This is a genomic window from Ruegeria sp. AE4, assembly GCF_056542185.1.
The window spans coordinates 70,820-97,522 of record NZ_JBQFZK010000014.1 but is presented as its reverse complement, the minus strand read 5'-3'; the positions used below and the strand labels follow the sequence as shown (position 1 = coordinate 97,522).

26 protein-coding genes are annotated in these 26,703 nt (G+C 58.8%); 12 read left to right on the top strand and 14 right to left on the bottom strand.

Translation table 11 applies throughout. The features are described 5' to 3' along the window. Nucleotides 1–111 precede the first annotated feature (111 nt). The 5 genes from ACR0EK_RS15875 (at nucleotide 112) to cobO (ending at nucleotide 4,063) form a co-directional block, all read left to right on the top strand. Nucleotides 112–552, top strand: a complete 441-nt coding sequence (locus ACR0EK_RS15875; protein ID WP_480898848.1) for a 6,7-dimethyl-8-ribityllumazine synthase — start codon at nucleotides 112–114, stop codon at nucleotides 550–552. 127 nt (nucleotides 553–679) lie between these two features. Beyond that, a complete protein-coding gene (aroC, locus tag ACR0EK_RS15870) occupies nucleotides 680–1,780 on the top strand; it encodes a chorismate synthase (protein WP_480898846.1) in 1,101 nt (366 codons plus the stop codon). Further along, nucleotides 1,764–2,426 (top strand): HD domain-containing protein, encoded by a 663-nt coding sequence (locus ACR0EK_RS15865; protein WP_480898843.1) that lies wholly within the window; start codon nucleotides 1,764–1,766, stop codon nucleotides 2,424–2,426. Before aroC ends, ACR0EK_RS15865 begins: the two co-directional genes overlap by 17 nt. A 45-nt stretch (nucleotides 2,427–2,471) precedes the next feature. Continuing rightward, nucleotides 2,472–3,407 carry a DMT family transporter gene (locus tag ACR0EK_RS15860; protein ID WP_480898840.1) on the top strand — a complete coding sequence of 312 codons (936 nt, stop codon included), beginning with the start codon at nucleotides 2,472–2,474 and terminating at the stop codon, nucleotides 3,405–3,407. A gap of 56 nt (nucleotides 3,408–3,463) precedes the next feature. After that, nucleotides 3,464–4,063, top strand: a complete 600-nt coding sequence (cobO, locus tag ACR0EK_RS15855; protein WP_480474573.1) for a cob(I)yrinic acid a,c-diamide adenosyltransferase — start codon at nucleotides 3,464–3,466, stop codon at nucleotides 4,061–4,063. 34 nt (nucleotides 4,064–4,097) lie between these two features. Here the strand turns inward: cobO and ACR0EK_RS15850 are convergent, their stop codons facing one another. From ACR0EK_RS15850 to ACR0EK_RS15835, 4 genes are all read right to left on the bottom strand, one after another. Further along, entirely contained in the window at nucleotides 4,098–4,304 is a 207-nt protein-coding gene (locus ACR0EK_RS15850) for a hypothetical protein (RefSeq protein ID WP_267363171.1), read from the bottom strand. A 172-nt stretch (nucleotides 4,305–4,476) separates the two neighbouring features. After that, a complete protein-coding gene (locus tag ACR0EK_RS15845) occupies nucleotides 4,477–4,842 on the bottom strand; it encodes an SPW repeat domain-containing protein (RefSeq protein ID WP_050604526.1) in 366 nt (121 codons plus the stop codon). Nucleotides 4,843–4,953: 111 nt separating this feature from the next. Further along, nucleotides 4,954–5,904, bottom strand: a complete 951-nt coding sequence (locus ACR0EK_RS15840) for an AraC family transcriptional regulator (RefSeq protein WP_480538489.1) — start codon at nucleotides 5,902–5,904, stop codon at nucleotides 4,954–4,956. A 109-nt stretch (nucleotides 5,905–6,013) separates the two neighbouring features. Beyond that, nucleotides 6,014–6,880, bottom strand: a complete 867-nt coding sequence (locus ACR0EK_RS15835; RefSeq protein WP_480506925.1) for a branched-chain amino acid aminotransferase — start codon at nucleotides 6,878–6,880, stop codon at nucleotides 6,014–6,016. A 159-nt stretch (nucleotides 6,881–7,039) separates the two neighbouring features. On the opposite strand from ACR0EK_RS15835, the gene ACR0EK_RS15830 reads away from it, so the two are divergent. The 6 genes from ACR0EK_RS15830 to dxs all read left to right on the top strand — a co-directional run bounded on the left by ACR0EK_RS15830 (nucleotide 7,040) and on the right by dxs (nucleotide 12,296). Continuing rightward, the gene (locus ACR0EK_RS15830) at nucleotides 7,040–7,552 is read left to right on the top strand and encodes a MarR family winged helix-turn-helix transcriptional regulator (RefSeq protein ID WP_209598920.1); all 513 of its coding nucleotides are present in this window, start codon (nucleotides 7,040–7,042) and stop codon (nucleotides 7,550–7,552) included. Beyond that, nucleotides 7,549–8,250, top strand: a complete 702-nt coding sequence (locus ACR0EK_RS15825; protein WP_209506983.1) for a response regulator — start codon at nucleotides 7,549–7,551, stop codon at nucleotides 8,248–8,250. The genes ACR0EK_RS15830 and ACR0EK_RS15825 overlap by 4 nt, the downstream gene beginning before the upstream one ends. Before the next feature lie 68 nt (nucleotides 8,251–8,318). Next, nucleotides 8,319–9,245 carry a histone deacetylase family protein gene (locus ACR0EK_RS15820; protein ID WP_480487836.1) on the top strand — a complete coding sequence of 309 codons (927 nt, stop codon included), beginning with the start codon at nucleotides 8,319–8,321 and terminating at the stop codon, nucleotides 9,243–9,245. Continuing rightward, complete coding sequence (locus ACR0EK_RS15815) at nucleotides 9,242–9,484, top strand: exodeoxyribonuclease VII small subunit (RefSeq protein WP_267363166.1); 243 nt, start codon at nucleotides 9,242–9,244, stop codon at nucleotides 9,482–9,484. The genes ACR0EK_RS15820 and ACR0EK_RS15815 overlap by 4 nt, the downstream gene beginning before the upstream one ends. Beyond that, a complete protein-coding gene (locus ACR0EK_RS15810) occupies nucleotides 9,485–10,351 on the top strand; it encodes a polyprenyl synthetase family protein (RefSeq protein ID WP_480898837.1) in 867 nt (288 codons plus the stop codon). It abuts the gene before it with no gap. A 16-nt stretch (nucleotides 10,352–10,367) separates the two neighbouring features. Continuing rightward, complete coding sequence (gene dxs, locus ACR0EK_RS15805; protein ID WP_480898834.1) at nucleotides 10,368–12,296, top strand: 1-deoxy-D-xylulose-5-phosphate synthase; 1,929 nt, start codon at nucleotides 10,368–10,370, stop codon at nucleotides 12,294–12,296. A gap of 281 nt (nucleotides 12,297–12,577) precedes the next feature. On the opposite strand, the gene ACR0EK_RS15800 is transcribed toward dxs, so the two are convergent. From ACR0EK_RS15800 to ACR0EK_RS15785, 4 genes are read right to left on the bottom strand one after another with little or no spacing between them, the layout of a single operon-like run. After that, complete coding sequence (locus ACR0EK_RS15800; RefSeq protein WP_480967937.1) at nucleotides 12,578–14,029, bottom strand: aldehyde dehydrogenase family protein; 1,452 nt, start codon at nucleotides 14,027–14,029, stop codon at nucleotides 12,578–12,580. Between the two features lie 32 nt (nucleotides 14,030–14,061). Next, a complete protein-coding gene (locus tag ACR0EK_RS15795; protein ID WP_480914785.1) occupies nucleotides 14,062–15,660 on the bottom strand; it encodes an ABC transporter ATP-binding protein in 1,599 nt (532 codons plus the stop codon). After that, entirely contained in the window at nucleotides 15,657–16,472 is an 816-nt protein-coding gene (locus tag ACR0EK_RS15790) for an ABC transporter permease (RefSeq protein WP_480487846.1), read from the bottom strand. The genes ACR0EK_RS15795 and ACR0EK_RS15790 overlap by 4 nt, the downstream gene beginning before the upstream one ends. Next, the gene (locus tag ACR0EK_RS15785; RefSeq protein ID WP_480487848.1) at nucleotides 16,469–17,416 is read right to left on the bottom strand and encodes an ABC transporter permease; all 948 of its coding nucleotides are present in this window, start codon (nucleotides 17,414–17,416) and stop codon (nucleotides 16,469–16,471) included. The genes ACR0EK_RS15790 and ACR0EK_RS15785 overlap by 4 nt, the downstream gene beginning before the upstream one ends. 263 nt (nucleotides 17,417–17,679) lie before the next feature. Here ACR0EK_RS15785 and ACR0EK_RS15780 point away from each other — a divergent pair, with 263 nt between their 5' ends. Beyond that, nucleotides 17,680–18,684, top strand: a complete 1,005-nt coding sequence (locus tag ACR0EK_RS15780) for a GlxA family transcriptional regulator (protein WP_480898826.1) — start codon at nucleotides 17,680–17,682, stop codon at nucleotides 18,682–18,684. Nucleotides 18,685–18,692: 8 nt separating this feature from the next. On the opposite strand, the gene ACR0EK_RS15775 is transcribed toward ACR0EK_RS15780, so the two are convergent. The 6 genes from ACR0EK_RS15775 to ACR0EK_RS15750 all read right to left on the bottom strand — a co-directional run bounded on the left by ACR0EK_RS15775 (nucleotide 18,693) and on the right by ACR0EK_RS15750 (nucleotide 26,599). Continuing rightward, nucleotides 18,693–19,253, bottom strand: coding sequence for a sarcosine oxidase subunit gamma (locus ACR0EK_RS15775; protein ID WP_480898824.1), 561 nt, complete (start codon nucleotides 19,251–19,253; stop codon nucleotides 18,693–18,695). Next, complete coding sequence (locus ACR0EK_RS15770) at nucleotides 19,246–22,191, bottom strand: sarcosine oxidase subunit alpha family protein (protein ID WP_480967936.1); 2,946 nt, start codon at nucleotides 22,189–22,191, stop codon at nucleotides 19,246–19,248. Before ACR0EK_RS15770 ends, ACR0EK_RS15775 begins: the two co-directional genes overlap by 8 nt. Beyond that, nucleotides 22,188–22,475 carry a sarcosine oxidase subunit delta gene (locus ACR0EK_RS15765; RefSeq protein ID WP_480506551.1) on the bottom strand — a complete coding sequence of 96 codons (288 nt, stop codon included), beginning with the start codon at nucleotides 22,473–22,475 and terminating at the stop codon, nucleotides 22,188–22,190. Before ACR0EK_RS15765 ends, ACR0EK_RS15770 begins: the two co-directional genes overlap by 4 nt. 13 nt (nucleotides 22,476–22,488) lie before the next feature. Continuing rightward, the gene (locus tag ACR0EK_RS15760) at nucleotides 22,489–23,739 is read right to left on the bottom strand and encodes a sarcosine oxidase subunit beta family protein (RefSeq protein ID WP_480914791.1); all 1,251 of its coding nucleotides are present in this window, start codon (nucleotides 23,737–23,739) and stop codon (nucleotides 22,489–22,491) included. A gap of 245 nt (nucleotides 23,740–23,984) precedes the next feature. Then, the gene (locus ACR0EK_RS15755) at nucleotides 23,985–24,944 is read right to left on the bottom strand and encodes a ligand-gated ion channel (protein WP_480587567.1); all 960 of its coding nucleotides are present in this window, start codon (nucleotides 24,942–24,944) and stop codon (nucleotides 23,985–23,987) included. Between the two features lie 167 nt (nucleotides 24,945–25,111). Further along, nucleotides 25,112–26,599: an ABC transporter substrate-binding protein gene (locus ACR0EK_RS15750; protein WP_480482725.1), complete on the bottom strand. Its 1,488-nt coding sequence runs from the start codon at nucleotides 26,597–26,599 to the stop codon at nucleotides 25,112–25,114. Nucleotides 26,600–26,703 lie beyond the last annotated feature (104 nt).

Here is a 26,703-nt window from a genome sequence, read left to right as displayed (position 1 = left end):
GCGCGCCTGCTCGTGATCGCCTTGGGTGACGTGTCATGCCGGGCTGGCAGCGAAAAGTGGGAACCGGTTCTCGCGACTGCCAGCAGGCCACCAAACTGAAAGGAGATCATGATGACACACACCCGCTATGCTTTTGTAAAAGCCAACTGGCATTCCGATATTGTTGACCGCGCGCTCGACGGCTTCCTCGAACTCGTCCCCTCGGAACAAGTCGATGTCTACGACGTTCCCGGCGCGTTCGAGATGCCCCTGCTGGCCCGTGATCTGGCCCGGACCGGGCGCTATGCCGCCGTCGCCTGCGCTGCCTTTGTCGTTGATGGTGGCATCTACAGGCACGATTTCGTTGCGCAGGCCGTGGTCGATGGTCTGATGCGCGCCGGGCTTGATACAGGGGTTCCTGTCCTTTCGGTCTCGCTGACCCCGCACCAATATCAGGAAACCGATCATCACAATGCGATCTACCTCGACCATTTCGTACAAAAAGGGCGCGAAGCGGCTCAGGCCGCGCTGATGATCTCAGAAACCCGTGCGAAAGTCGCGCAGGCCGCCTGATCTTCATCTTTTCGAAAATACTCAAAAATGCGCCGCCCGACGGGCGGCGTTCAAACCGTCAACGGCCAAATCCGCTTGAGGCCGGGGGCCTTGCCCGCTAATCACGATCCGCAAAGGAGCACGCCCCATGTCGATGAACAGCTTTGGCCATCTTTTCCGCGTCACCACTTGGGGTGAAAGCCATGGGCCCGCCTTGGGCGCCACTGTCGACGGTTGCCCGCCGGGCGTTGCGATTGACGAGGCGATGATCCAGCACTGGCTGGACAAGCGCAAACCGGGGCAAAACAAGTTCACAACGCAGCGGCGCGAACCAGATCAGGTCAAGATCCTTTCTGGCGTGTTCGAAGGCCAAACTACAGGCACGCCCGTGCAACTGATGATCGAAAACACCGATCAGCGCTCGAAAGATTACGGCGACATCATGGACAAGTTCCGTCCGGGCCATGCCGATATCACCTACTGGCAGAAATACGGCATCCGCGATTATCGCGGGGGTGGGCGCAGTTCAGCCCGGGAAACCGCGTCGCGCGTGGCCGCGGGTGGACTGGCGCGCGAGGCCATCCGGCAGATCGCGCCGAATGTGCAGATCACCGGATACATGACCCAGATCGGTCCGCACAAGATCGACCGCGTCAAATTCGACTGGGCGCAGATTGAACAGAACCCGTTCTGGGCGCCTGATGAACAGGCGGCCGGGGATTGGGCGACCTATCTGGATGACCTGCGCAAATCCGGCAACTCGGTCGGGGCCGTGGTCGAGGTTGTGGCACGTGGAGTCCCGGCAGGGCTTGGGGCGCCGATCTACGCCAAGTTAGACACCGATCTCGCGGCCGCGATGATGTCGATCAACGCTGTCAAAGGTGTCGAGATCGGCGAAGGCATGGCTGCCGCCGAACTGACTGGTGAAGCCAATGCCGACGAAATCTTCATGGGTCAGAATGGTCCGCAATACAGTTCAAACCACGCAGGCGGCATTCTGGGCGGCATCTCGACCGGGCAGGACATTGTCGTGCGCTTTGCGGTCAAACCGACCTCTTCGATCCTGACCACCCGCAAAACCATTACAAAATCCGGTGAAGAGACCGAGATCATCACAAAGGGCCGTCATGACCCCTGTGTTGGCATCCGCGCCGTTCCCGTCGGTGAGGCGATGATGGCCTGTGTCATCCTGGACCACCTACTGCTGCACCGTGGTCAGATCGGAGAAAACCGTGGACGGATCGGCTGATCTGCGCGCGCGTTTGCGTGCCATTGTCGCGCAACGCATGGAAACTGATCCGGCCCATGACCTGGCCCATCTGGATCGTGTTTGGACCAATGCTCAGGCCATTGCAGGCGCTCAGGCGGACATCCCCGTCCTGTTGGCAGCCTGTTATCTTCATGATCTGGTCAACCTACCCAAGAATGACCCGAACCGACTGTTTGCCTCACGCCGGTCAGCTGCTGAATCAGGGCCTATTCTGGCAAAACTGGGCTTTTCCGACGATCAGGTTCAGGCCGCGCAACATGCGATAGAGGCCCATAGCTTCTCGGCCAACATCCCACCCGAAACGCTCGAGGCCCGGATTCTGAGGGATGCAGATCGCCTTGACGCCTTGGGGGCCATTGGGATTGCGCGCACATTTTCTGTATCAGGTGCTTTGGGGCGTGTTCTCTATGATCCGGCTGATCCATTCGCAGAAGCGCGCCCGCTGGACGATCTGCGGTATTCGATTGATCACTGGAAGGTTAAGCTGCTGACCCTGCCGGACGACATGCTGACGGATGCAGGCAAGCAGATTGCGCAGGTAAGGGCGGGCCGAATGTTTCAGTTCCTTGAGGATTTTGCAGCGGAAATCGGCGCATCAATACCGAAGTCGTGGACCATCACCTGATCCACCCCGTTGATCTTTATTCTGCAAAGGCGCAGGGTCGCGCCGATGACAAAACCCTTAACATCGCATCGACCTTTGCTGGCTGTGGCGCTGAAGCTTGGCGCGCTGTTCCTTTTCACGTCGATGTCGGCCCTGGTCAAAGCCTTATCTGACGAATTCCCGCCGGGCCAATTGGTGTTCTTCCGGTCCCTGTTTGCTATTCCGGTCATCATTCTGTGGCTGATCGCGCGCCGAGAGCTGGCGCAAGGCTTTGTCGTCAAGAAACCCATGGGTCATTTCTGGCGCGGTGTTCTGGGCACCAGCGCCATGGGGCTGACATTCACCGGCCTTAGCCTGTTGCCGCTGCCCGAAGTCACCGCAATCGGTTACGCCACACCGATCTTCACCCTGATTTTGGCCGCTGTGATGCTGGGCGAGCGCATCCGCATGATTCGCATCGGTGCCGTGGCACTTGGGTTGCTTGGCGTGATGATCATGATCTGGCCCCGGCTTGGCAGCACTCAGATGGAAACGGCTGCAACCATCGGAGCGCTATGCGTACTGGGCGCGACCTTTGCCCGGGCCTTCGTGCAGATCCACATCCGCCAACTGGTCAAGGTCGATCACCCTGCTGCAATCGTGTTCTATTTCTCGCTGACAGCGACGCTGCTTTCGGCCCTGACGGCGATCTGGGGATGGACAATGCCTACCCTGAATCAGGCTCTAATACTGATCACCATGGGGCTAATTGGCGGAGTTGCACAGATCTTGGTCACGTCCTCGTATCGGTTTGGACAAGCATCGATGCTGGCACCTTATGACTATGCAACAATGCTTTTTGCGATTGTGATCGGTTATTTCGCGTTTGATGAATTGCCCACCGTTGCGATCCTGATCGGGGCCGCATTGGTGATCGCAGGCAATGTTGTTGTGATCTGGCGCGAACACCAGCTGGGGCTTGAGCGTGGCAAGGCGCGTTCTGTCACGGACCCCAAAGCGTGACTTTACCTTTTGCATTCTTTCCCTAGGTTGGGCCGGACAATCAAAGAGGTTCCCCAATGAGCGACGCGCAGGATCACAAGGAAAAGATGCAAAAGGTGCAGGCCCAGCACCGCAAGAAAGTGTCCGAGGCCGTCGACCCCGAACGCGGCCTTGTTCTGATCAATACCGGCAAGGGCAAAGGCAAGTCATCTGCGGCCTTTGGCGTGGTCATCCGCGCGCTTGGTTGGGGTCAGAAGGTCGCCGTGGTGCAGTTCATCAAGGGCAAGTGGAAAACCGGCGAGCGCCGTTTCTTCGAAGAACGTGATCTGGTCACCTGGCACACGATGGGTGAGGGGTTTACCTGGGACACACAAGACCGCGAGCGCGACATTGCAGCCGCCAACGCCGCCTTCGACAAGGCTTGCGCCCTTATGGCAAGTGGCGAATACGATCTGGTGGTTCTGGACGAGATCAACATCGCGCTTCGCTATGAATATCTCTCGGTCGAGCAGGTGATAGACGGGCTGAACGCGCGTTCGGACAAGACGAGTGTGTTCCTGACAGGCCGTGACGCACCGCAGGCGCTGCGTGATTATGCAGATCTGGTCACCGAGATGACCGAAGAAAAACACCCGTTCCAGGCGGGAATCAAAGCCCAGCGCGGGGTGGATTTCTGAACCTTGCAACAGCGCAGCCTAAACTGCTGCGCTGCTATCCTCTGCCGCTTCGCACAGTTTCAAAAATATATCGCAACGACTTGCGTTGATGGGCGGTGCCTTGTGTGCGGGCTTCTTCAGCGGTTGCTGTGTCCCGGTTCTGGCGGTCGGCATAGGCGCAATAGTCGCCTTCGCAACAATTGCACCCGCACGCAACCAGCGCATCATGTCGGGCCATGATTTCGTCAAGCGTGTCTGTCATCTGTGACCTCACCCCGCGCAGGGATAAATCTGATGAATTCAGTCGGCTTTTTCAAGTAAATTCGCCCGACCGGTCAACACGCTTCTCTGCTCTGAGCCGCCGATTTGCAAAACGGGCGGCTCAGCTATTTCGGTAGTATTTGGACAAATTTGCCAGTGCTGAGGAACAGCGCTCAGGCAGCGACTTCCTGCTCGGGCGCGCTGAGCGAGATGACGAGAACCACAGCCGCACCGTTCAGCCAGTAGAACGCCGCATCCAATCCTGAAAACCCCAGTACACTGGGTGCAAACAGAAAGGTGATGCCGACAATCAGGTCCACGGCCAGGTGAAATTTGTAGGGTAGAACGCGCCAAATTCCCAAATGATGGTCGGTCAGAACCGTCAGGACAAAGGCGGCGACGCCGGTGACAACCGAAAGCCACAGCGCCAGCGGATTGGACTGACCCAATCCCAGCAGGAAAGGCAGTGTCATCAGGGCAATGGCAACCGGGTAGTCCAGATACGCGTGGACAGAGCGGGTAACGAAACGCAGGGACATAGGATTTTCCTCTTTTCAATCAGTGATGAAAGAAAGATAGAAAGCCTGACCCGAACGCTGAATTCTCGATCGTTTTAAAAATCTTGCAGATCGTACAGAATTCTTGGCGTATTAGTGCATGGACCTGTATGCGGCTGGTGACAAGCCGACCTGCTTCTTGAAAACACGGGAAAACGCGGCTTCAGAGGCATATCCAACTTCGGCTGCTGCATCTGCGACGTTCCATCGTGCCTCTGTAAGGCCATGGCACGCAATCTGCATGCGCCAGTCGGTGAGGTATTGCATCGGCGTCGTGCCCATCTTCTGGGCAAACAACTGAGAAAAGGCTGTGCGGGACATGCCGGATTCGCGTGCCAGTGTTGCAACGCTCCAGTCTTGCGCTGGGGCTTGGTGGAACGCCGTCAATGCGCGTGAGATGCGCGTATCCGCAAAGCCCGCAAGGGCGGTGTCCTGCGGGCTTTGCCGTTCCAGGTAGGTTCGGATCGCCTGCGCAAACAGAACTTCGGACAGCTTCAGCGCAATCAGATCGCCGCCAATACGGGCCCCGGACACTTCGGATCCGATCATGCGCAGGGTCGATTCCATCCACGATCCCGCCTCTTCACCATAATTCTCGATCAGGATGTAGGGCGGCAGTCGGTCGATCAGCATATGCCCGGTGCCTTTTCGCCCTGCCGGGCCGGTGAAAGAAAAATGACCGCAGATCAGTTGCGTGTCCCGGTCCTCGTCTGCACCGCCATAGACAAGGACGCCATCGCCCTTGTAGCCGGCAATCTCAAGAACCTGTTCCAGAGGAAGCGCATCCGGTGGCCTGACCTCAGCACACAACAACGCATGTGGCGCCCCATGAGGGATCAGGATCAGATCCCCCTGCCGCAGCCTCAACGTTTCTCCGGTGGATGAGACATGGACCTTGAGCTCACCCCGTTGAACAAAATGAAACCGCGCGACGTTTTCGAATTCCGGCACCTGAATACCAAAAGGTGGTGTGAACGAGGTGCGGAAGTAGAACGTGCCACGCAGGGACAGACGGGTGAGAATATCGCTGAGAAGGTCCAACATGCGGTGAAGATACGGGAACTGATCCGATCGTCCAGATCACGGAACGCTTTGCACGACAATTTGCACGATCTGCAACAAAAACCCCGCCGAAGCGGGGTTTTGCAAGTTATTACGAGCGGACCAGCTTTTCGTAATCTTCTGCGATTTCGCGGGTCAGGTCGCCGACTTCGAAAGTGTAATCTCCGATTTGCCCGACCGGAGTGACCTCGGCGGCGGTTCCGGTCAGCCAGCACTGTTCGAAATCAGCCATTTCTTCGGGCTTGATGCGCCGCTCATGCACAGTGATGCCTTTATCCTTCAGCATCTGAATGACGGTCTGACGGGTGATGCCGTTCAGGAAGCAATCCGCCAGCGGGGTGTGAACCTCTCCATCCTTGACGAAGAACACGTTGGCACCTGTTGCCTCGGCCACGTAACCACGCCAGTCCATGAACAGCGCGTCCGAGCATCCCTTGGCTTCGGCCTTGTGCTTGGAAATGGTGCAGATCATGTAAAGGCCCGCTGCCTTGGCGTGGACCGGGATGGTTTCCGGGCTGGGGCGTTTCCATTCGGCGATGTCCAGTTTTGCGCCCTGCATCTTGGCGTCGCCGTAATAGGCGCCCCAGGGCCAGACCGCGATGGCCATCCGTACCGGGTTGCGGGCCGACGCCACGCCCATGTCTTCGCCAGACCCGCGCCAGACCAATGCGCGGACATAGGCATCCTGAAGGCCACTGGCTTTCAGGGTCTCTTCCTTGGCCGCTTCAATCTGATCGACTGTGTAAGGCATCGGCATGTCCAGCGCCTCGGCGCTGGCGATAAGACGTTCGGAATGTTCGCGGCTTTTGAAAATCTTGCCGTTATAAGCCCGTTCGCCCTCGAACACGGATGAGGCATAGTGCATCGCGTGGGTCAGAATATGCACATTGGCATCGCGCCAGGGCACCAGCTTACCATCCATCCAGATGACACCGTCACGATCATCATACCCCGCCATGCGAAACCTCCTGAACCGGGTTAAATTTCCGATTGTTGCGCTACTTAGGTCCGATGCGGACACAATGTTGCGCAAAAACTGCGATTCGATACCGCTCCGCCCTTGGAATGTCAATAACGCTGACATAAAGTCAAACCCGAGTAACGAATGAGGCATGATATGTCCGAAATCCGCCCAGCCCCGCGATATGGGGGCGAGAGCCTGTTGTTTTTGACGGATGAACAGTTGCGCCAGGGGATCGAGGCCATGTTCTTTGCCTATCGCGGCTTTACCGCGGATCCTGATCGTATCCTGTCCGAGATGGCCTATGGCCGCGCCCATCACCGCGCGATCCATTTTATCAACCGTGCTCCGGGCACCACGGTGAACAATTTGCTGGCGATCCTCGGGGTTACAAAACAGTCTCTGAACAGGGTTCTTCGGACATTGATCGAGGATGGTCTGGTGGAAAGCCGGGTCGGAACCGTGGATAAACGCGAACGGCACCTATTTCTGACGGAAAAGGGCGAAACGTTGGAGGCCACGTTGTCAGATGCGCAACGAACAAGAATGCGCGCAGCCTTCAAGGATGCCGGTCCCGAGGCCGTGGCCGGGTTTCGCAAAGTACTTGAAGCAATGATGGATGCTGATATGCGTCATGCCTATACGAAATTGCGGGATACGAGTTCATGAGCGAAATGGATGCCCATCTGCTGATTGTTGATGATGACGAACGCATTCGCGATCTGCTCAAGAAATTCCTGATGCGAAACGGGTTTCTGGTGACAGCGGCACGGGATGCGGCCCATGCGCGGCGGGTTCTGTCGGGATTGGATTTCGACATGATCGTCATGGATGTGATGATGCCGGGCGAAGATGGCGTCAGTCTGACCAGATCACTGCGTGACACCCATACGACACCGATCCTGTTGTTGACCGCCAAGGGCGAGACCGAGCATCGGATTGCAGGGCTTGAAGCCGGGGCGGATGATTATCTCGCCAAACCTTTCGAGCCGAAAGAGTTGTTGCTGCGGATCAATGCGATCCTGCGCCGAATGCCGGAAACCCCGGCCGAGGAAACAGCGGCGAAGATCCTGCATCTTGGTCCCATCCGGTATGACATTGAACGTGGTGAAATGTGGCAGGGCGAAATGCCGGTCCGCCTGACGGCAACCGAAAGCCAGCTGATGAAAATTTTCTCGGCCCAACCTGGCGAGCCGATCAGCCGTGCAAAACTGGTGGAAGATCTGGGCCGGGATAAAGGACAGGCGCAAGAACGTGCCGTGGACGTGCAGATCACCCGCCTGCGCCGGAAGATCGAACAGGACCCGAAACAGCCCCGGTATCTGCAGACAGTCCGGGGCGCAGGCTATATGCTGGCACCCGATTGAATGAGCCGCTGCGCGGCGATTAATGCCTTCGGCGAGGATATTTTTAGCCAGATGAAGATGGGATCCCGATGAAAACCGCCCTTTTGACACATGCCGATTGCCTTGGACATGTCACACCCCAGGGTCATCCGGAACAGGTGGCGCGGCTGGAGCATATCCTGCACGCGCTGGAGGGGCTGGATCTGAAGCGCGTGACCGCTCCGCTGGCGGCAGACGATGATTTGCTGCGTGTTCATCCCGAAAGCCATATCCGCGACATCAGATCGTCGCGCCCCACTGACGGGTTTGCGCAGATCGACGGGGACACCTTCATGTCGCCGGGTTCCGTGGATGCGGCCTATCGCGCGGCGGGTGCGGCAGTGCGCGCCGTTGATCTGGTTTTGGGCGGTGAGGCGCCGAACGCCTTTTGTGCCATTCGCCCGCCTGGGCACCATGCCGAAGCCGAGAAAGCCATGGGGTTCTGCCTGTTTGGCAACGCGGCGCTGGCTGCGAAACACGCGCTGGATTACCACGGGCTGAAGCGGGTCGCTGTGGTCGATTTCGACGTTCATCATGGCAACGGCACGCAGGACCTGCTGTGGGATGAAGATCGGGCCCTTGTGATCACCAGCCAGCAAATGCCGTTATGGCCCGGATCAGGCCGCCCGGACGAGGCAGGCGCTTACGATAACGTTCTGAATATCCCGCTGGCCCCGGGCACCGGCGGGGCTGAGATGCGATCCGCCTATGAAACGCAGGCCTTTCCGCGCCTGCGGGCATTCCGGCCGGAGCTGATCATCATCTCGGCCGGGTTCGATGCGCATCAGGACGACCCTCTGGCCAATCTGAACTGGTCGACTGGCGATTTCGCCTGGATCACGGCAGAGCTGTGCGGGATAGCCGATGAGGTGTGTCAGGGCCGTATCGTCTCGACTCTGGAGGGCGGGTATGATCTGAACGCACTGGCCGAGGCGACACGCGCCCATGTGGAAGAACTGATGAAGGCAGCACGATGACCGATACCCCAGTTGAGCAGATGACATTCGAGCAGGCCATGAAAGAGCTTGAGACCGTGGTTGGTCAGCTTGAGCGCGGCGACGTGGCGCTGGATCAGTCGATTGCGCTTTATGAACGCGGGGCCGCTTTGAAAAAACGTTGCGAGGACGAGTTGAAGCGGGCCGAGGAAAAAGTGGCCGCGATCACTCTGGACGCGAATGGCCAACCGACCGGGACCACACCTGTCGAAGGTCAGTAAATGTTTCAGGAAAGACTGGCGCAGGACGCGGCGCGCCTTCAGGATCATTTTGACCTGATAATGGGCGCGCTGGACGATCTGGATGTGACACGGGCAATGGCCTACGCCACCCGGGGCGGTAAGCGGCTGCGCGGGTTTCTGGTTCTGGAAAGTGCGCGCCTGCACCAAATCGACGAGTCCCGCGCGATCTGGCCCGCGACCGCGATAGAGGCCCTGCACGCCTATTCGCTGGTTCACGACGATCTGCCCTGCATGGATGACGACGATCTGCGGCGCGGACGCCCCACGGTGCATGTGAAATGGGATGAAGGCACGGCTGTACTTGCCGGGGACGCGCTGCAAACACTGGCCTTTGAGCTGTGTACCCGGCCCGAGGTTGGAGATGCAGACGTTCGCGCTGATCTGGCACTGACACTGGCCAGGGCAAGCGGTGCGCAAGGTATGGTTTTGGGGCAGGCGCTTGATATCGCGGCGGAAACCGCTTCTGAACCTCTGACGCTGAATGCGATAACACGGCTTCAGGGCGGCAAAACGGGCGCTTTGATCGAATGGTCCACCTGTGCGGGTGCGCGTCTGGCGAAAGCGGATCCAGAGCCCTTGCGCCAATATGCCCGAGCCCTTGGTCTTGCTTTTCAGATTGCAGACGACATCCTTGATGTTGAAGGTGATGCGACAAAGGCAGGCAAACGCCTTCAGAAAGATGCGGATGCGGGAAAGGCCACTTTCGTATCGCTTCTGGGTTTGGATGCTGCCAGAACCCGCGCCAGTGAACTTGTTGATCAGGCCTGCGCCGCACTGGACGGGTATGGCCCGACGGCAGAAACCTTGAAGGAAGCCGCTCGCTTCGTTATTGCCCGGGACAGCTAAGCCAGGAACGCGCCAAATGTCTGACCGCCCCAAAACGCCCCTGCTGGACCTTGTGAACCGCCCCGCTGATCTCAAGCGGTTCTCGGACGCGCAGCTGCATCAGGTTGCGCAGGAATTGCGGGCCGAGACGATTTCGGCGGTTTCTGTGACCGGCGGGCATCTGGGCGCGGGTCTGGGTGTTGTGGAACTGACAACCGCGCTGCACGCTGTTTTCGACACGCCGCGCGACAAGATCATCTGGGATGTGGGCCATCAGTGCTATCCGCACAAAATCCTGACCGAACGGCGCGACCGCATTCGCACGCTGCGCATGAAAGATGGCCTGAGCGGTTTTACCAAGCGCAGCGAAAGCCCCTATGACCCGTTTGGCGCCGCGCATTCTAGCACTTCGATCAGTGCGGCACTGGGTTTTGCCGTCGCGCGTGATCTGGGCGGTGTAACCCCTGAAGGGTTGGGTGACGCGATTGCCGTGATCGGTGATGGATCGATGTCCGCAGGCATGGCCTTTGAGGCGATGAATAACGCAGGTCACCTGAAGAAACGCCTGATCGTCATTCTGAATGACAATGAAATGAGCATCGCCCCCCCTGTTGGTGCCCTGTCCAGCTATCTGTCCCGAATCTACGCCGAGGCGCCATTCCACGATCTGAAAGCCGCCGCAAAGGGCGCTGTTTCACTTTTGCCCGAACCGTTCCGCGAAGGGGCCAAACGCGCTAAGGAAATGCTGAAAGGTATGGCCGTGGGCGGGACCCTGTTCGAAGAGCTCGGGTTTTCCTATCTCGGGCCTATTGATGGGCATGACCTGGATCAGCTGTTGCCGGTTCTGCGCACCGTCAAGGCGCGGGCAACCGGGCCGATCCTGATCCACGTCTTGACCAAGAAGGGCAAAGGGTACGCACCAGCCGAACAGGCCCGCGACAAAGGCCACGCGACAGCCAAATTCGATGTGGTTACGGGCGAGCAGAAAAAGGCCCCTTCAAACGCCCCTTCTTACACGTCTGTCTTTGGCAGGGCTCTGGTGGATGCCGCCGCGCGCGATGACAAGATCGTTGCGGTGACTGCCGCGATGCCAGATGGCACCGGGTTGGGCCTGTTTGCCGAACGGTACCCGTCGCGCTGTTTCGATGTGGCGATTGCCGAGCAGCACGGCGTGACCTTCTCGGCTGCGCTCGCGGCAGGGGGGATGAAACCATTCTGCGCCATGTATTCGACCTTTCTGCAGCGGGGGTACGACCAAGTTGTGCATGACGTCGCAATCCAGCGCTTGCCCGTTCGGTTTGCCATTGACCGCGCGGGTTTGGTGGGTGCTGACGGTGCCACCCATGCCGGGTCGTTCGATATTGCCTATTTGGCCAATCTGCCGGGCATGGTCGTCATGGCCGCCGCGGATGAGGCGGAATTAATGCACATGGTGGCAACCGCTGTCGCGCATGATGAAGGGCCGATTGCCTTTCGCTATCCGCGCGGCGAAGGTGTCGGAGTGGACCTGCCCGAACGCGGTGAGGTACTGGAGATCGGCAAAGGCCGCATGATCCGAAAAGGCGCGCGCGTCGCGCTTTTGTCTTTTGGCACGCGGCTGGCGGAAGTTCAGAAAGCAGCCGAGTCTCTGACCGCCAAAGGCATTAGCCCAACCATCGCCGACGCCCGATTTGCCAAGCCGCTGGATCGGGAACTGATCCTGGACCTGGCTGCGGATCATGAGGCGTTGATCACCATCGAAGAAGGCGCAGTTGGCGGGTTTGGCAGCCATGTGGCACAGCTTCTGGCGGATGAGGGTGTTTTTGACCGGGGCTTGAAATACCGCTCGATGGTCTTGCCTGACATCTTCATCGATCAGGCCAGCCCCGCGGACATGTATGCCGTTGCGGGTATGAATGCCGAGCAGATCGAAGCCAGGGTGCTGGATGTTCTGGGCGTAACCTCGATCGGTGAAAAGCGCGCGTAATAGCGGCGTTGAGACGCCCGCTTTTGGTTTCGACGCTTTTACAAGCAGGAGGCCGACAATCCAGAACAGAGCGGGAATGCCAAGCGCCACCCGGGTCCTTCATTGCGATTTTCTGGTCCTGACCCGAACGGTCTTTGCTTCAAAAGTGACTTGAGACGACAAATCACTGATACCAACCGCCCTTTGGATTGTCCGTTGCCCATTCCCTTAAAGAGATCAAGGAGATTGTTCTGGGGCGCATATGCGCGAAAGAAACGTTGATCTGACAGACCGGGGCGCTGTTACCCGTGATAGGCAGCCACTGTCTTGAGTTGCGAAAAGCCATAAAGCGCCTCAAAGCCTTTCTCGCGGCCATGGCCGGATTTGCCCACGCCGCCAAATGGCAGTTCAACGCCGCCACCTGCCCCATAGTTGTTGAGGAACACCTGACCCGCGTGCAGCCCTTTTGCCAACCGCATCTGCCGCGCACCGTCACGTGTCCAGACGCTGGCGACAAGACCGTAATCAGTGCTATTGGCTATATTTAGAGCCTGTTCTTCGGTGTCAAACGGGATCAGAACCTGGACCGGGCCGAAGATTTCATCACGGGCGAGCGGGTGATCCGGTGGCACGTTCGCAAACAAGGTGGGCCGGACATAAGCCCCGGTTTCCGGCGCATCCATTATGATCGTCCCTTCTGCCGCAATGGTCAGATCGGCGCCTTTGTCCAGAAAACTGTTTACGATCTGTTTTTGCCGCTCGGAAATCAGCGGTCCAACGCGAAGATCCTGCATCGCGGGTCCAACGCTGAGCTGTTCATAGGCCTCGGCCATGCGAGATTTGACCTGATCATAGACACCGCGCTGTACCAGAATGCGGGAGGAGGCCGAGCAGGTCTGTCCTGCGTTCTGAATGCCCGCATTCACCAGAAACGGCAGGGCGGCATCCAGATCGGCATCGTCAAACACCAGCTGCGGGGATTTTCCGCCCAGTTCCAGTGTCACAGGCACAACGTTTCGCCCTGCGGCCTGCTGCACCAATGCACCCGTGGCCACCGAACCAGTAAACGAGATATGGTTGACCCCCGGATGCCCGGATAATGCGGCACCGGCCTCGGCCCCCAGACCGGGCACAACATTCAGCGCACCTGCTGGCAGACCCGCTTGCTGCGCGAGATGGGCAAAGGCCAGCGCGGTCAGGCAGGCCTCTTCCGCAGGTTTCAGAACACAGGCGTTGCCCATGGCTAGCGCGGCCCCGACCGAGCGCCCAATGATCTGCATTGGATAGTTCCAGGGCACGATGTGGCCCGTCACCCCATGGGGTTCGCGCAGGGTATAGACGGTGTAGCCATCGAGATAGGGAATGGTCTCACCCATCACCTTATCCGCTGCACCGCCGTAGAATTCACAATAGCGCGCCAGCGCGATGGCATCGGCGCGGGCCTGCGTCAGGGGCTTGCCGACATCCATCGCCTCAAGCCGCGCCAGATCGTCCACCCGTTCCAGCACCAGCTGGCCCAGCCGGGTCAGGATGCGGCCGCGCTCCAAGGCCGTCTTGCGCCCCCAGTCGCCCTTTAGCGCAGATCTGGCGGCGGCGATCGCCGCGTCAATATCCACACCCGAGCCGCGTGCAATCCTGCATATCTCGGTCCCGTCTGACGGGTTGGTCAAAGGCAATGAGTCGCCTGATGTCGCAGGTATCCAGTTTCCGCCAATCAGGCACAGGGTGGGATCAAACCAGAGTGGTTGGGTCATTTTGGCCTCCGTTCAGGCTCTAACAAATGGTTTTACGCCGATAACTTCCCGATTTCAGGCAATTGGGGCGCGGCGGCGATCAGGGTTTGCGTGTAGGAATGCTGCGGGTCCGAGAATACCTGTTCGGTCTTGCCTTGTTCGACAATTCGTCCGGATTGCATCACCAGAACATGATCGGTGATGGTGCGCACCACGCTCAGATCGTGGCTGATGAACAGGTAAGTCAGATCATAAGCCTCGCAGAGTTCGGCAAGCAGATCGAGGATTTGGGCGCGCACCGATACGTCGAGGGCTGAAACCGCCTCATCGAACAGGATCAGTTCCGGCCGAATGATCAGGGCGCGGGCAATGGCGATCCGCTGGCGTTGCCCGCCCGAAAACTCGTGAATGTACTTGCCCGCATCATCAGGGCCGAGGCCCACTGCCGTCAGCATCTCTGTGATCCGGTCCTGGCGTTCGGAACCCTTTGGTGGCGTTTCCAACAGGTGAAAAGGTTCAGTGATCAGGCGCGCGACACGGTGGCGGGGATTGAAGCTGCCATAGGGGTCCTGAAACACGACCTGCATCTTGCGACGTACCGCAAGGTTGGGCCTGTGGCCGGTGAAAACCGGCTGACCATCCAGCATAATCTGACCGGATTGGATCTCTTCCAACCCTAAAATAGCCCGTGTTAGGGTCGATTTTCCGCAACCTGACTCGCCCACCAGCCCCAAACGCTCCCCTCGGTTAAGGGTAAAGCTGACACCATCCACCGCGCGGTGGTGGCCCGGCGCGTCCAGCAGACCTTTGCGGGGAAGGCGGTAATCCCGGACGACCTGCGAAACCTCCAGAAGCGGGCGTTGCTGTGTAGGTTCAGGCAGAGTGACCTGATGACCCGAAGCTTCGAACAACATACGGGTATAGGGGTGCTGCATATCTCGAAACAGGTTTCGCGTCGCGCCACTTTCGACGACCTCGCCGTGACGCATGACGACAATCTGATCGGCCATGTCCGAGACCACAGCCAGATCATGGGTGATCATCAGCAGGCCCATATCATATTCGCGAACCAGCCCTTTCAGCAGATCAAGGATCTGCGCCTGCGTGGTGACATCCAGCGCCGTGGTCGGCTCATCCGCGATCAAAAGCCTGGGACGCAATGCGATGGCCATTGCGATGACGACACGCTGACGCTGCCCGCCCGACAGCTCATGCGGATAGCGCGACAGAGGAAACCTGTCGGGCGGCAGTCCAACCCGCGTGAGCACCTCGGCAGCGCGGGTCCGGGCCTGAGCAGGAGGCATCGCCTTGTGGATCAGGATGGTCTCCATCACCTGATCGCCGATGGTTTTCACCGGGTTGAGCGCGGTCATCGGTTCCTGAAATACCATCCCGATGGACGCGCCACGCAAGGCGCACATCTCGGCCTCGGATTGGGTCAGCAGGTCTTTGCCGTCCAGTCGGATTGCGCCGTCTGCCGTTGCCCCGTTTGGCAGAAGCTGCATCACAGCCAGTGCTGTCATGGATTTGCCCGACCCACTTTCACCTGTCACCGCCACGATTTGGCCCGGGTCGATGGACAAGTTGACCCGCTTCAGGATCGGCACCCCGTGGATCGACAGGGACAGGTTTTCGACTTGCAGCAACGTCATGCCCGCGCCACCCTGATCCTTGGGTCCAGCCAGTCGCGCAGACCATCACCCAGCAGGTTCAAACCCAATACCGTGACAATAATCGCCAAGCCCGGAATCAGAGCCAAATGCGGGGCAAAACTGACCATAGTCTGGGCGTCCGCCAGCATCCGGCCCCAACTGGGCGTCGGAGGTTGCGCGCCCAGACCGACATAGGACAGGCCCGCCTCGGCCAGTATGCCCAGCGAAAATTGGATGGTGCCCTGAACGATCAGCAAGTTGGCGACATTGGGCAGGATGTGTTCGGCTGATATCCGTGCGGCACCTTTGCCCGACACACGGGCGGCAAGGATGAACTCGCGCTCCCACAGCGACAATGCGGCCCCTCGGGTGATGCGGGCAAAGACGGGGATGTTGAAAATACCGATCGCAATGATCGCGTTGATGGCACCGGCACCGAACACAGCCGTGATCAGGATGGCGATGACCAGCGAGGGAAAGGCAAAGACCAGATCGTTGCCACGCATGATCACCTCATCCAACCACGACCCTTTGCGTGCGGCGGCTGTCAGGCCAAGGGGTACGCCCAGCGCCATGCCAATCCCCACGGCCACCAGAGCCACCGCAATCGAAGTGCGTGCACCGACCATGATCATCGAGAACATGTCGCGGCCGAAGTGATCTGTTCCAAACCAGTGTTGTGCATCGGGCGTCTGAAGTTTGTTGGGGATATCCAGCGCGGCATAGTCGTAGGGTGTCCAGACAAACGAGATCAGCGCCGCCAGCACCACCAGCGACGACAGCGCCGCGCCCAGAATCAGGTTGCGGCTCATGACCGGCTCCTCAACCGTGGGTCAACGGCTGCGTAGGCCAGATCCACCAGAAAATTCACGGTGATCACCGCAAAGACCAGCAGCATCACCACCGATTCAACCACGATCAGATCGCGGGCCGAAATGGCCTGAAACACCAACCGCCCGAGGCCCGGCAGGTAGAACACCTGTTCGATGATGATCGACCCGGCCAGCAGGAAGGAAAACTGCAAGCCGATGATCGTCAGCACGGGGATCAGCGCGTTCCGCACCCCATGCCGCCACAGAGCCTGACGACGCGACAATCCCTTGGCCCGCGCGGTGCGCATGAAATCCTCACCCAGAATATCCAGCAGCGCTGATCGCATAACGCGGGCCAGGATCGCGGCCTGAGGAAGGGCCAACGCAATGGCGGGCAAAGTCAGCGAACGCAGCCCCGCCCAAAGGCCCTCGCCCCAGCCAACAAACCCACCGGCATTGAACCAGCGCAGGTTTATGGCGAAGATCAGCACCAGCATCATCGCGAACCAGAAATTGGGCACAGCGATACCAAGCTGTGTCGCCCCCATCACCGCCAGATCCCCGGGCTTGCCCCGGCGCGCGGCGGCATAGATCCCGGCAGGAAAGGCGATGAGCGTGGACAGCGTGAGCGCATACAAAGCCAAGGGCAACGATACCCACAGCCGGTCCGCAATCATCTGCGACACCGGTGTGCGATAGGTGTACGAGGTGCCGAAATCTCCGGCTACCATCCCTCCGACCCAGTTGAAATACCGCTGCACCCTGGATCCATCCAGACCCAGTTCAGCCCGCAGCGCGGCCAACGTATCCTCCTGCGCGTTGACACCCAGCATGAACGATGCCGGGTCCCCCGGTGCGACCTCGATCACGGCGAAGATGACCACCGAGGCGACGGCAAGGCTGGCAAGCAATGAGATCAGTCGTTTAAGGGTATAGCGAAGCATTGAGGCCACGTTAGGGTCTCAGCCGTCACGGGTCCAGCATCTACGGCATCGGCAGACCGGCAAATGGCGCTGCGCAACCTTTGTTCCTTTCCGCCTGTCAATCCGAATGCAGGACCTGACCCCGATTTTCACCATGTTTGTTGCGCGTTTTTTCGATTTCGCACGTTCCGAGTTTTGCTACACTTGTTCGAACCGTTTCCGCAGGCCAGAGCGGCCAAGGAGCAATCCGGGCCGAACCAGGATTTACTGATAGTGTAGCGCTCATGCTGACAGAAAATAGAATTGAGATCGGGTTTCTGCTGTTCGATGGCTTTCCGATGGCTTGCCTGACCTCGGTCATCGAACCGCTGCGCGCTGCAAATGAGATCGCCGGGCAAGAGGCATTTCGCTGGTCTCTTGTGGCGGAAAACGGGGGAAAGGTCAGCTCCAGCGCTCATGTGCGTTTTGAGGCTGAACGCAACCTCGCAGACTGTAAGCCGATTGATATTCTGTTCCTGCTCAGCAGTCCGACCTCGGGCTTCAGAAACCCGACCCAGGGGAATGGTGCGTTGAGGGCTTTGTCACGCCACGGGACAATTCTGGGCGGTATCAGCGGCGGCGTTTTCCCGCTCGTGCGGTCGGGAGTCATGACTGGCCATCCGGTATCGGTGCACTGGTGCTACGAAGCCGCGTTTCTGGCCGAGTTTCCACAGATCGATGCAAGGCGCGAAGTGATCGTGTCGGATGCCACGCGGTATACAGCGGCCGGGGCGGCGGCCGCGTTTGATCTGGCCCTGCATCTGATTCAGGACCGGTTGGGCGGCGAAGTCGCGCATGAGGTGGCCTGCTGGTTCCAGCATCCGATGATGCGAGGGGAAGGTGTTCAACAACAGGTGCCCAGTGCAAGCAAACCTGCCACGGGTGAAAAGCTGCCGCCGCTTGTGGCCCGATGTGTCGACCTGTTCGCAAGCCGTATCGGCAATCCAATCTCGATCGCGGACATAGCGGATCAAACGGGCGTCACCCCCCGCCAGATCGAGCGCGCCTTCAAACAGGCCACAGGGCAAAGCCCCAGCCATTATTTCCGGTCCATGCGGATGAAGGCGGCCCGTCAGATGGTTGTCTATACCAAGGACCCTATTGCCGACATTGCCGCGGCCATCGGATACAGCTCGGTCACGCCGTTGGTGACGCACTACCGATCTGCCTTTGGTTTGAGCCCCAGCGAGGACCGGCGACGGATCAACCGGTTTCGGGTCGAGGATAACGCTCCGCTACCCTCAAGCTGATCTTGCCTTCAAAGCGCCGATTTCATTGCGGCCACAATCGCATGATGCAGTGACCCGGCAGACGATCTTGGCCCGTAGACGCTGAACGAACCAGAAGCGCGGCACAGGACGAAACACCCCAGGTGATGGATAGACGTGCGGGATGCGGCACCGGCCGCCATTTTTCGGCAATCCAGACTGCTTAGCAACTCCAGCACTGCCAACACGCCCTCTCCGTCCAGATCAAACCTGACCCATGCGTCTGTCTGTTCGGAAACCGATGCGTTGTCCCCAGTGTTTTCTTTCACCAGATGCGCCAGATCTTCATGTGTCTCAAAGGGCGCTTCGATCATCCATTGATCAGGCCCGGTCCAGAAGGCAATGATCGGCCCGCCGGTAAATTGCCCGACGGCAGGCGTTTCCGCTCCGATCACTTGGGATACGGCATTCCGGGTTTTGTCTTCCCGACCCAGCCGAGCGGCGATCGAGGCCAGCGCCACACCCGGAGTTTCGGTACAGGTCACGCTTCCGACCCTGTCGATCTTGGGTTCGGTTCCACCCAGCGCGGTTATTGCTACAAGATCATGCACGGAGCCGTTCTCCCTCGGGGTCGACGAAATGGGCCGAGACGATTTCAACCTCGATCGTCAGATCGGTCACTGGCGACACAAGGCGCATCTTTTCGCCCTGACGTGTGCCGCCGTTTTTCAAAAAGCCAAGGCCGATATGGCTGTCCAGCGACGGCGAAAATGCCGCCGATGTGACATAGCCCTGATCATGGGCAGCATCCACGGGACCCGTGGCATCCATCAGATGCCCTCCGGCGGTTACCTTGTCGCCAGCGTTCACAGGCTTGATGCCAACCATCATCAAAGCGCCTGGTTCGTTCAGCCCTTCACGCTCGGACAGGATTGAGCCGATGCTGTCTTTATTCTTGGATACCATCCGACCCATTCCAAGGTTCAGGGCGGTGGTGGTTCCGTTCAACTCGTTGCCTGCGGCGTGACCCTTTTCGATCCGCATGACGCCCAGCGCTTCGGTGCCGTAGGGTACGACGTCGAACTCGTCGCCTTCCTGCATCAACCGCCGCATCAGCGCGTCGCCGTATCGCGATGGGACCGCGATTTCAAAGGCCAACTCGCCCGAGAAGGAAATCCGGAACAACCGCGCCCGCAACCCGCCGCATACGGTGATGTTGCCGCAAGCCATGAACGGGAAGCCTTCGTTCGAGATGTCGAACTCGGGGTCCACGATCTTTTGCAGAAGTTTGCGCGAATTGGGCCCGGCTACCGCGTATTGTGCCCAGGCTTCGGTGGTCGAGATCAGCTGCACATCCATGTCCGGGAACAGGCATTGCCGGACAAATTCCATATGCTGGTAGACCTTGACCGCATTGGCGGTTGTGGTGGTGACCACGAAATGATCCTCGGCCAGACGTGCGGCGGTACCGTCATCCATCGCAATTCCGTCTTCGCGCAACATCAGCCCATAACGGGTTTTGCCGACGGCCAGTTTGGCAAATCCGTTGCAATAGACCCTGTTCAGGAAATCCGCCGCATCCGCACCCTGAACATCAATCTTTCCAAGCGTGGTGCAGTCGCACACCCCGACCGAGGCGCGGGTCTGGCGCACTTCACGGTCCACGGATTCGCGCCAATGGGTTTCACCGTGCAGCGGGAACCACTGCGCGCGCAGCCAATTGCCGACCTCGACAAACACCGCGCCGCGTTCCTTGGCCCAGTGATGTGACGGGGTCAGGCGAGTGGGATGAAACTCCTTGCCTTTCATCCGGCCAGCAAAGGTTGCAATCGGAACGGGCGTATAGGGCGGGCGGAAGATCGTTGTGCCGGTTTCCGGAATGGACTTACCCGCAAGCTCGGCCATGATTGCAAGCCCGCCCATGTTCGACGTCTTGCCCTGATCGGTGGCCATGCCCAAGGTGGTATAGCGTTTCAAGTGCTCGACCGAGCGGAACCCTTCCTGATGGCTGAGCTTCACATCCTTGACGGTCACGTCATTCTGCTGATCCAGCCACGCGCGGCTGCAACCCTGAACATACCAGAACGGTATCTGCGAGATCGGGGTATCCTCGGCCTTAGGCAGATCGGGCAGCGGGCCTTTCAGGCCCAGCGCCTGCGCCGCGCCTTCTGCCCCGGATTGCAGGGCGCCATGGGTGGACATCACACCATTTGCCGCCCCCGCGACGGACAGCCCAGGCGGCAAGTCCGCTCCGGGGACAAAGGCCGCCAGATCGTCGTTCCACGCGGGACGCCCTCGTTGATGGCAGGTCAGATGCACGTTGGGGTTCCAGCCACCCGAGACGCCAAGCGCCCCGCAGTCCAGCGTGCGCGACGACCCGTCTGCCAGCTCAACCTCGACAAAGGTCAGCCCCAGTCGGCCTTTGGTGTCCCTGACCTGCGCGCCCCGCAGAACCTCATAGTCATGGCTGGTCGGAGCGTCGTCACGAACGTCGACGACGGCAGCAATCCTGATACCTTTTGCGTGCAGATCCGCAGCTGTGCGGTGGCCGTCATCGTTGTTCGTAAAGATGGCGACACGTTGCGCCGCCGTGGTTGCAAACCGATTGGCATAGGTGCGCAGAGCACTTGCCAGCATGATGCCAGGCCTGTCGTTGTTTTCAAACGCGATGGGCCGCTCGGTCGCGCCAGCGCATAACAGGGCGCGTTTGGCGTAGATGCGCCAGAGTATCTGGCGCGGTTTACCGGAAGGCAGAGAAGCAAGATGATCGCCCGTCCGCTCAACTGCACCATAGATGCCGTGATCAAAGGCACCGATCACGGTCGTGCGCGGCATCAGGCGGACGTTGGGCATTGCTGACAGTTCAGCGACACTCTGCTTAACCCATTCGGTCGCATCGCCGTCGTTCAGCGAAAAGGTTTCACTGTTGAGCCGCCCACCAAGTGCGAAATCCTCATCCGCAAGAATGACCTCGGAACCGGCCCGGCCCGCAGTCAGTGCCGCCATCAATCCGGCTGGACCCGCGCCGATTATCAGCAGATCGCAATGCCGGAACCCTTTGTCATACTCATCGGGGTCTTCCTGCATCGACAACGACCCAAGTCCCGCAGCGCGGCGGATCATCGGCTCATACAGCTTTTCCCAGAACGCAGCAGGCCACATGAAGGTTTTGTAGTAGAACCCCGCCGTCAGAAAGGTCGAGAATCTGTCGTTGATCGCCAGAGCATCGAATTTCAGGCTGGGCCAGCGGTTTTGGGAATGGGCCTCAAGCCCCTCGAACATCTCAACGGTCGTGGCACGGGTGTTGGGTTCCTGACGGTTGCCGGTGCGCAGCTCGACAAGGGCATTGGGTTCTTCCGAACCGGCAGTCAGCACGCCACGCGGGCGATGGTATTTGAACGACCGGCCCATCAGGCGCACGCCATTGGCCAGAAGGGCCGAGGCCAGCGTATCGCCCGGATGCGCAGTGTAACTGCGGTTGTCGAATTTGAAGTTCAGGGTTTTGGTGCGGTCGATCTGACCGCCGCTCAGCCTGTTGTCTTGAGTCATTTGGAGCGCCCCTGTGCCCGGGCCACGTCACGGGCCAGTTCCACTTTGGAAATCTCATGTGTCGCGGTATTGCGGGTCACGACCAGCCAGGATCGGTCGCCCCCCTCGTGGAACCACAACTCGCGGTGTTCGCCAGCTGGATTGTCGCGCAGATAGGCGTAGTCAAAAAACGCTTCGGCCGCGTTTTCGGCCTGCCAGTCGGGCCTGTTGATCAGCGAAGCGTCTCCCAGATAGACGAATTCGGAACTGTCACGCGGGCCCAGCAAGGGATGATGGATGATCATGGTGCTGCTCCCCTCAGTGCAGGTTGGGCTGATTGCCCATGCCTTTTTCGTCGATCATGCGACCTTTGCGGAACCGGTCGAACCGGTAGGCGGTTGCGGTCGGGTGCGGTTCATCCTTTGCCAGTAGATGCGCAAAGCAAAACCCCGACGCCGGAGTTGCCTTGAACCCGCCGTAGCACCAGCCGCCATTGAAATAGAGGCCATCTATGCCGGTCCGGTCGATGATGGGCGATCCATCCATGGACATATCCATGATCCCGCCCCACATCCGCAGCAGGCGCGCGCGACCAATCATCGGCATCAGGGCCATGCCGCCCTCGCAGACATCTTCGACCACGGGCAGGTTGCCGCGTTGTGCGTACGAATTGTACCCGTCGATATCGCCACCAAAGACCAGCCCGCCCTTGTCGGACTGGCTGACATAGAAATGCCCCGCGCCAAAAGTGATCACCCCGGGCAGAACCGGCTTCAGACCTTCTGACACGAAGGCTTGCAGGACATGGCTTTCAACTGGCAACCGCATACCCGCCATGCCCATGACACGCCCCGAATTTCCGGCCACGGCACAGCCAACCTTGCCTGCGCCAATGAACCCTTTCGACGTCTCAACCCCCAGACATTTTCCGTTTTCGATCCGGAAACCGGTCACTTCGCAGTTTTGGATGATATCGACACCGTGGCTGTCTGCTGAACGGGCATATCCCCAGGCCACCGCGTCGTGCCGAACCGTGCCGCCGCGCCGCTGGGCCAGCCCACCCTTGATCGGGAACCGGGCATCGTTGAAGTTCAGGAATGGGTATTCCTTGCGCACCTGTTCGGCATCCAGCAGCTCAGCATCCGCGCCGTTCAGGATCATGGCGTTGCCCCGTCGCGTAAAGGCGTCGCGCTGGGCGTCCGTGTGGATCAGGTTGATGATCCCGCGCTGGCTGACCATCGCGTTGTAGTTTACGTCCTGCTCAAGACCTTCCCACAGTTTCAGCGAGAACTCGTAGAAAGGTTCGTTGCCGTCCAGCAAATAATTCGAGCGGATAATGGTTGTATTGCGCCCGACATTGCCGCCACCGATCCAGCCTTTTTCAATCACCGCCACATTGCGGAGGCCAAATACCTTTGACAGGTAATGCGCCGTTGAAAGGCCATGACCGCCACCGCCGATGATGACAATGTCGTAATGTGGCTTGGGCTCCGGCTCGCGCCAGGCCGGTGTCCACCCTTTGTGCCCGGTAAGAGCCTCTTTGATGACCTTGAAACCAGAGTATCGCATGAATCGGACCTTTTTTTTCAGAGTCCGCGAAAAAGCGGGTTTTGGATACTCTTGAATCCGACATCTGCTGTGTTGAATCAGACACCACAACAATCAGCAGGGTATGCTTAATCTTGCGATTTTTACTGTTGCTGGCAGCGCGCGGTGTCCGCCACGCCGTCCTGCTGCGCCGACAAGGGTCAGAACAGCCGGTAGCCAAAGCTATACACGCGATTTCAGAACCACATAGATGTGGGATTCAGCGCCTAAGACGTCATCAGAAAGACAACGACGGCATAGCCGATGATGGCGGCATATCCCAACGGGTAAATCCATTTGATCGCGTAATTGTCGAGCTTTCTGGCCGTCTCTTCCCGACCGGAAACTTTCAGTTTACGCAACATCACGCTGAAGACGATAATCGTTCCTGTCATCAGGAACATGCATTGCAGAATGAAATCCAGAAACGTCAGATAGCCAAGCTTGGGCAAGTCGGCGGAAATGGCCCAGTTGAAGGCCACAAAGACCAACAGGTTGCCGCCTGCGATCTCGATCCGTTTTCGGTATTCATCCAGAAAGAAAAGCGCCCATCCTACCGTGATCAGCACTAGCATCGGCAGGAATATGCGGATGGTGTAATATGTCAGGTGCCGGGTGCCTTCGAAGACAAGTTCGACCCGGTCGCTTTCGTTTCCCGACAAACCGGTCGTCGTTGACGTCAGAGCCCTGGCATTGCCAAGTATCCATTCCTCTTCGCCCAGCATGTCACCCAGGCCGGAGTATTCATCAAGCGCGTGATAGTGAACGAATTGCGAAGGAAACACCGATACGACCTCAAAGTGAAATTCCTGCGTATCGAACGGGTATTTGCGAAAGTTGAAATGCGGAGCCTGCAAGGTCAGCGAGGATTTTTCGACAAAAGTCACGTGACCGTCATGACGCACGGCAACTGCGGATTCATGAATCCATCGATTGGACTGTTGGTTGTGGATAACAAAAGCCGGGGTTACCACATCCAGCTCAGCGGCGTATTGCACGAAAGCGGGCGGTTCAAAAACCCGAAAATCACGACCAAGGCTTGCTGCATCAAACGCCAGTTCCGGGTCTGTCCATTCGAACCGCAGTACAACCACGGCACCATAGTTTTCGGATTGCTGATCGACGCCGGTAATCTGGTCGATCTTGATACCAACCCCGACCTGCAGCGGGTTGTCCGGGGTTCCCACCAGCGTATCCTGCTGCCCTTGGAACAAGCCCTGCGCAAAAACAGCGCCTGGAAGGACAGACGCGAAAAGCAAAAGAACGAAACCTGCAAACAAGCTTTTCATGATCGTTAGAAACGCATTTCGCAATGGTGAGACTGGGCCCGTTAAGCAGGCCCAGTCAACTGATGTCATTCAGACCAGGAAATGGCGGTCAGGTCGATTGCCGCAGTTGGTGCGTTTTCCCAAAGGCCCTGAACACCGGCCTTGGCGACGCCCAGCTTGGCCAGCTGGAACAGGTACCCATTGACATAATCGTTCGAGATGAGGCGCTGTGCCTCACCCAGAAGACGGGTCCGTTCCTCGGGGTCGGTGGTGGTGTTCAGCGTCTCCATCAGCGTCTGAAAGTCGATGCTGTCATACTGGAAGTAATAGTCGGGCCGCGCATAGATGCCGATATCCATCGGTTCGGTATGGCTGACGATGGTCAGACCAAATTCCTTGCCCTTGAACACCGATTCCAGCCACTGGGCCCATTCGACGTTGATGATCTCGGCCGTGATGCCGACCTCGGCCAGCTGTGCGGCGATGATTTCACCGCCCCGGCGCGCATAAGATGGCGGTGGCAAGTGCAGAGTTGTCTCGAACCCGTTTTCAAATCCCGCCTCTGCCAGCAAAGCCCTGGCCTTTTCGGGATCATACGCGGACTGGCCCGTCAGATCGACATAAGCGGGGTTGTGTGGCGCAAAATGCGTGCCGATAGGGGTGCCGTACCCGAACATGGCGCCGTCGATGATGGCCTGCCGGTCAATCGCATGGGCCAACGCCTGCCGGACCCGAATATCATCGAATGGCGGCTGTTTGTTGTTGGTGGACAGGATCGTTTCCCCCTCGGTCGATCCAACCAGAACCTGAAACCGCGGGTCAGCCTCGAACTGGGGCAGGTTTTCCGGTGCCGGGAAGTTGTCGAACACGTCCACGTCTTCGGCCATCATGGCCGCGAAAGCGGCGGTCGGGTCTGAGATGAATTTGAACGTCGCAGTCTCTAAAGCGGGTTGATCGCCCCAATAATTGGGGTTGCGGTTCAGTGTTATGCTGTCGCCCTGAACCCAGTCGCCAAAGGTAAATGCACCTGTACCAACCGGGTTTGTCTTGATGTTCTCGATGCTTTCAGGCGCGACGATCACCGCGTCACCCCAGGCAAGGTTGAACAGGAAATTGCCGTTCGGATCGGCCAGGGTGATCCTGACTGTCAGCGGATCCACGGCCTCGACGCTTTCGATCCCTGCAAACAGAGCTTTCTGCGCGTTGGCGCTGTCCTCGGCCGTGGCCCGGTCAAGGGTGAATTTAACATCCTCGGCATCCATGGTCGTGCCGTCATGGAAGGTCACGCCGTCGCGCAGTTTGAAGGTATAAGTTTTGCCGTCTTCGGAAATCTCCCAGCTTTCCGCAAGGCCGGGCACGACCGAGCCGTCGCCCATGAAACGGGTCAGACCTTCGAAGATGTTGGTGTAGACAACCGAATCGATGGCCTGAGCAGCGGCGCTGGTCGGATCCAGATGCGGGGGTTCCAGCTGCATGGCGATGGTGATGTCGGATTTGGCCAAAACCTGCGTCGCCAACAGGCTGGCGCCGATCGCCACGGTCGACGCGAATGTCCGAAGCACGTGTTTTGTCATGTGAACTCTCCCAACTGAAAATCTGCGCCCATGTTTTTCGGGCCGTTTTATCGGCAGTGTTCCTTTAAACCTGAGGTCAATCAAGGGAATGTTCGCGCAACCGG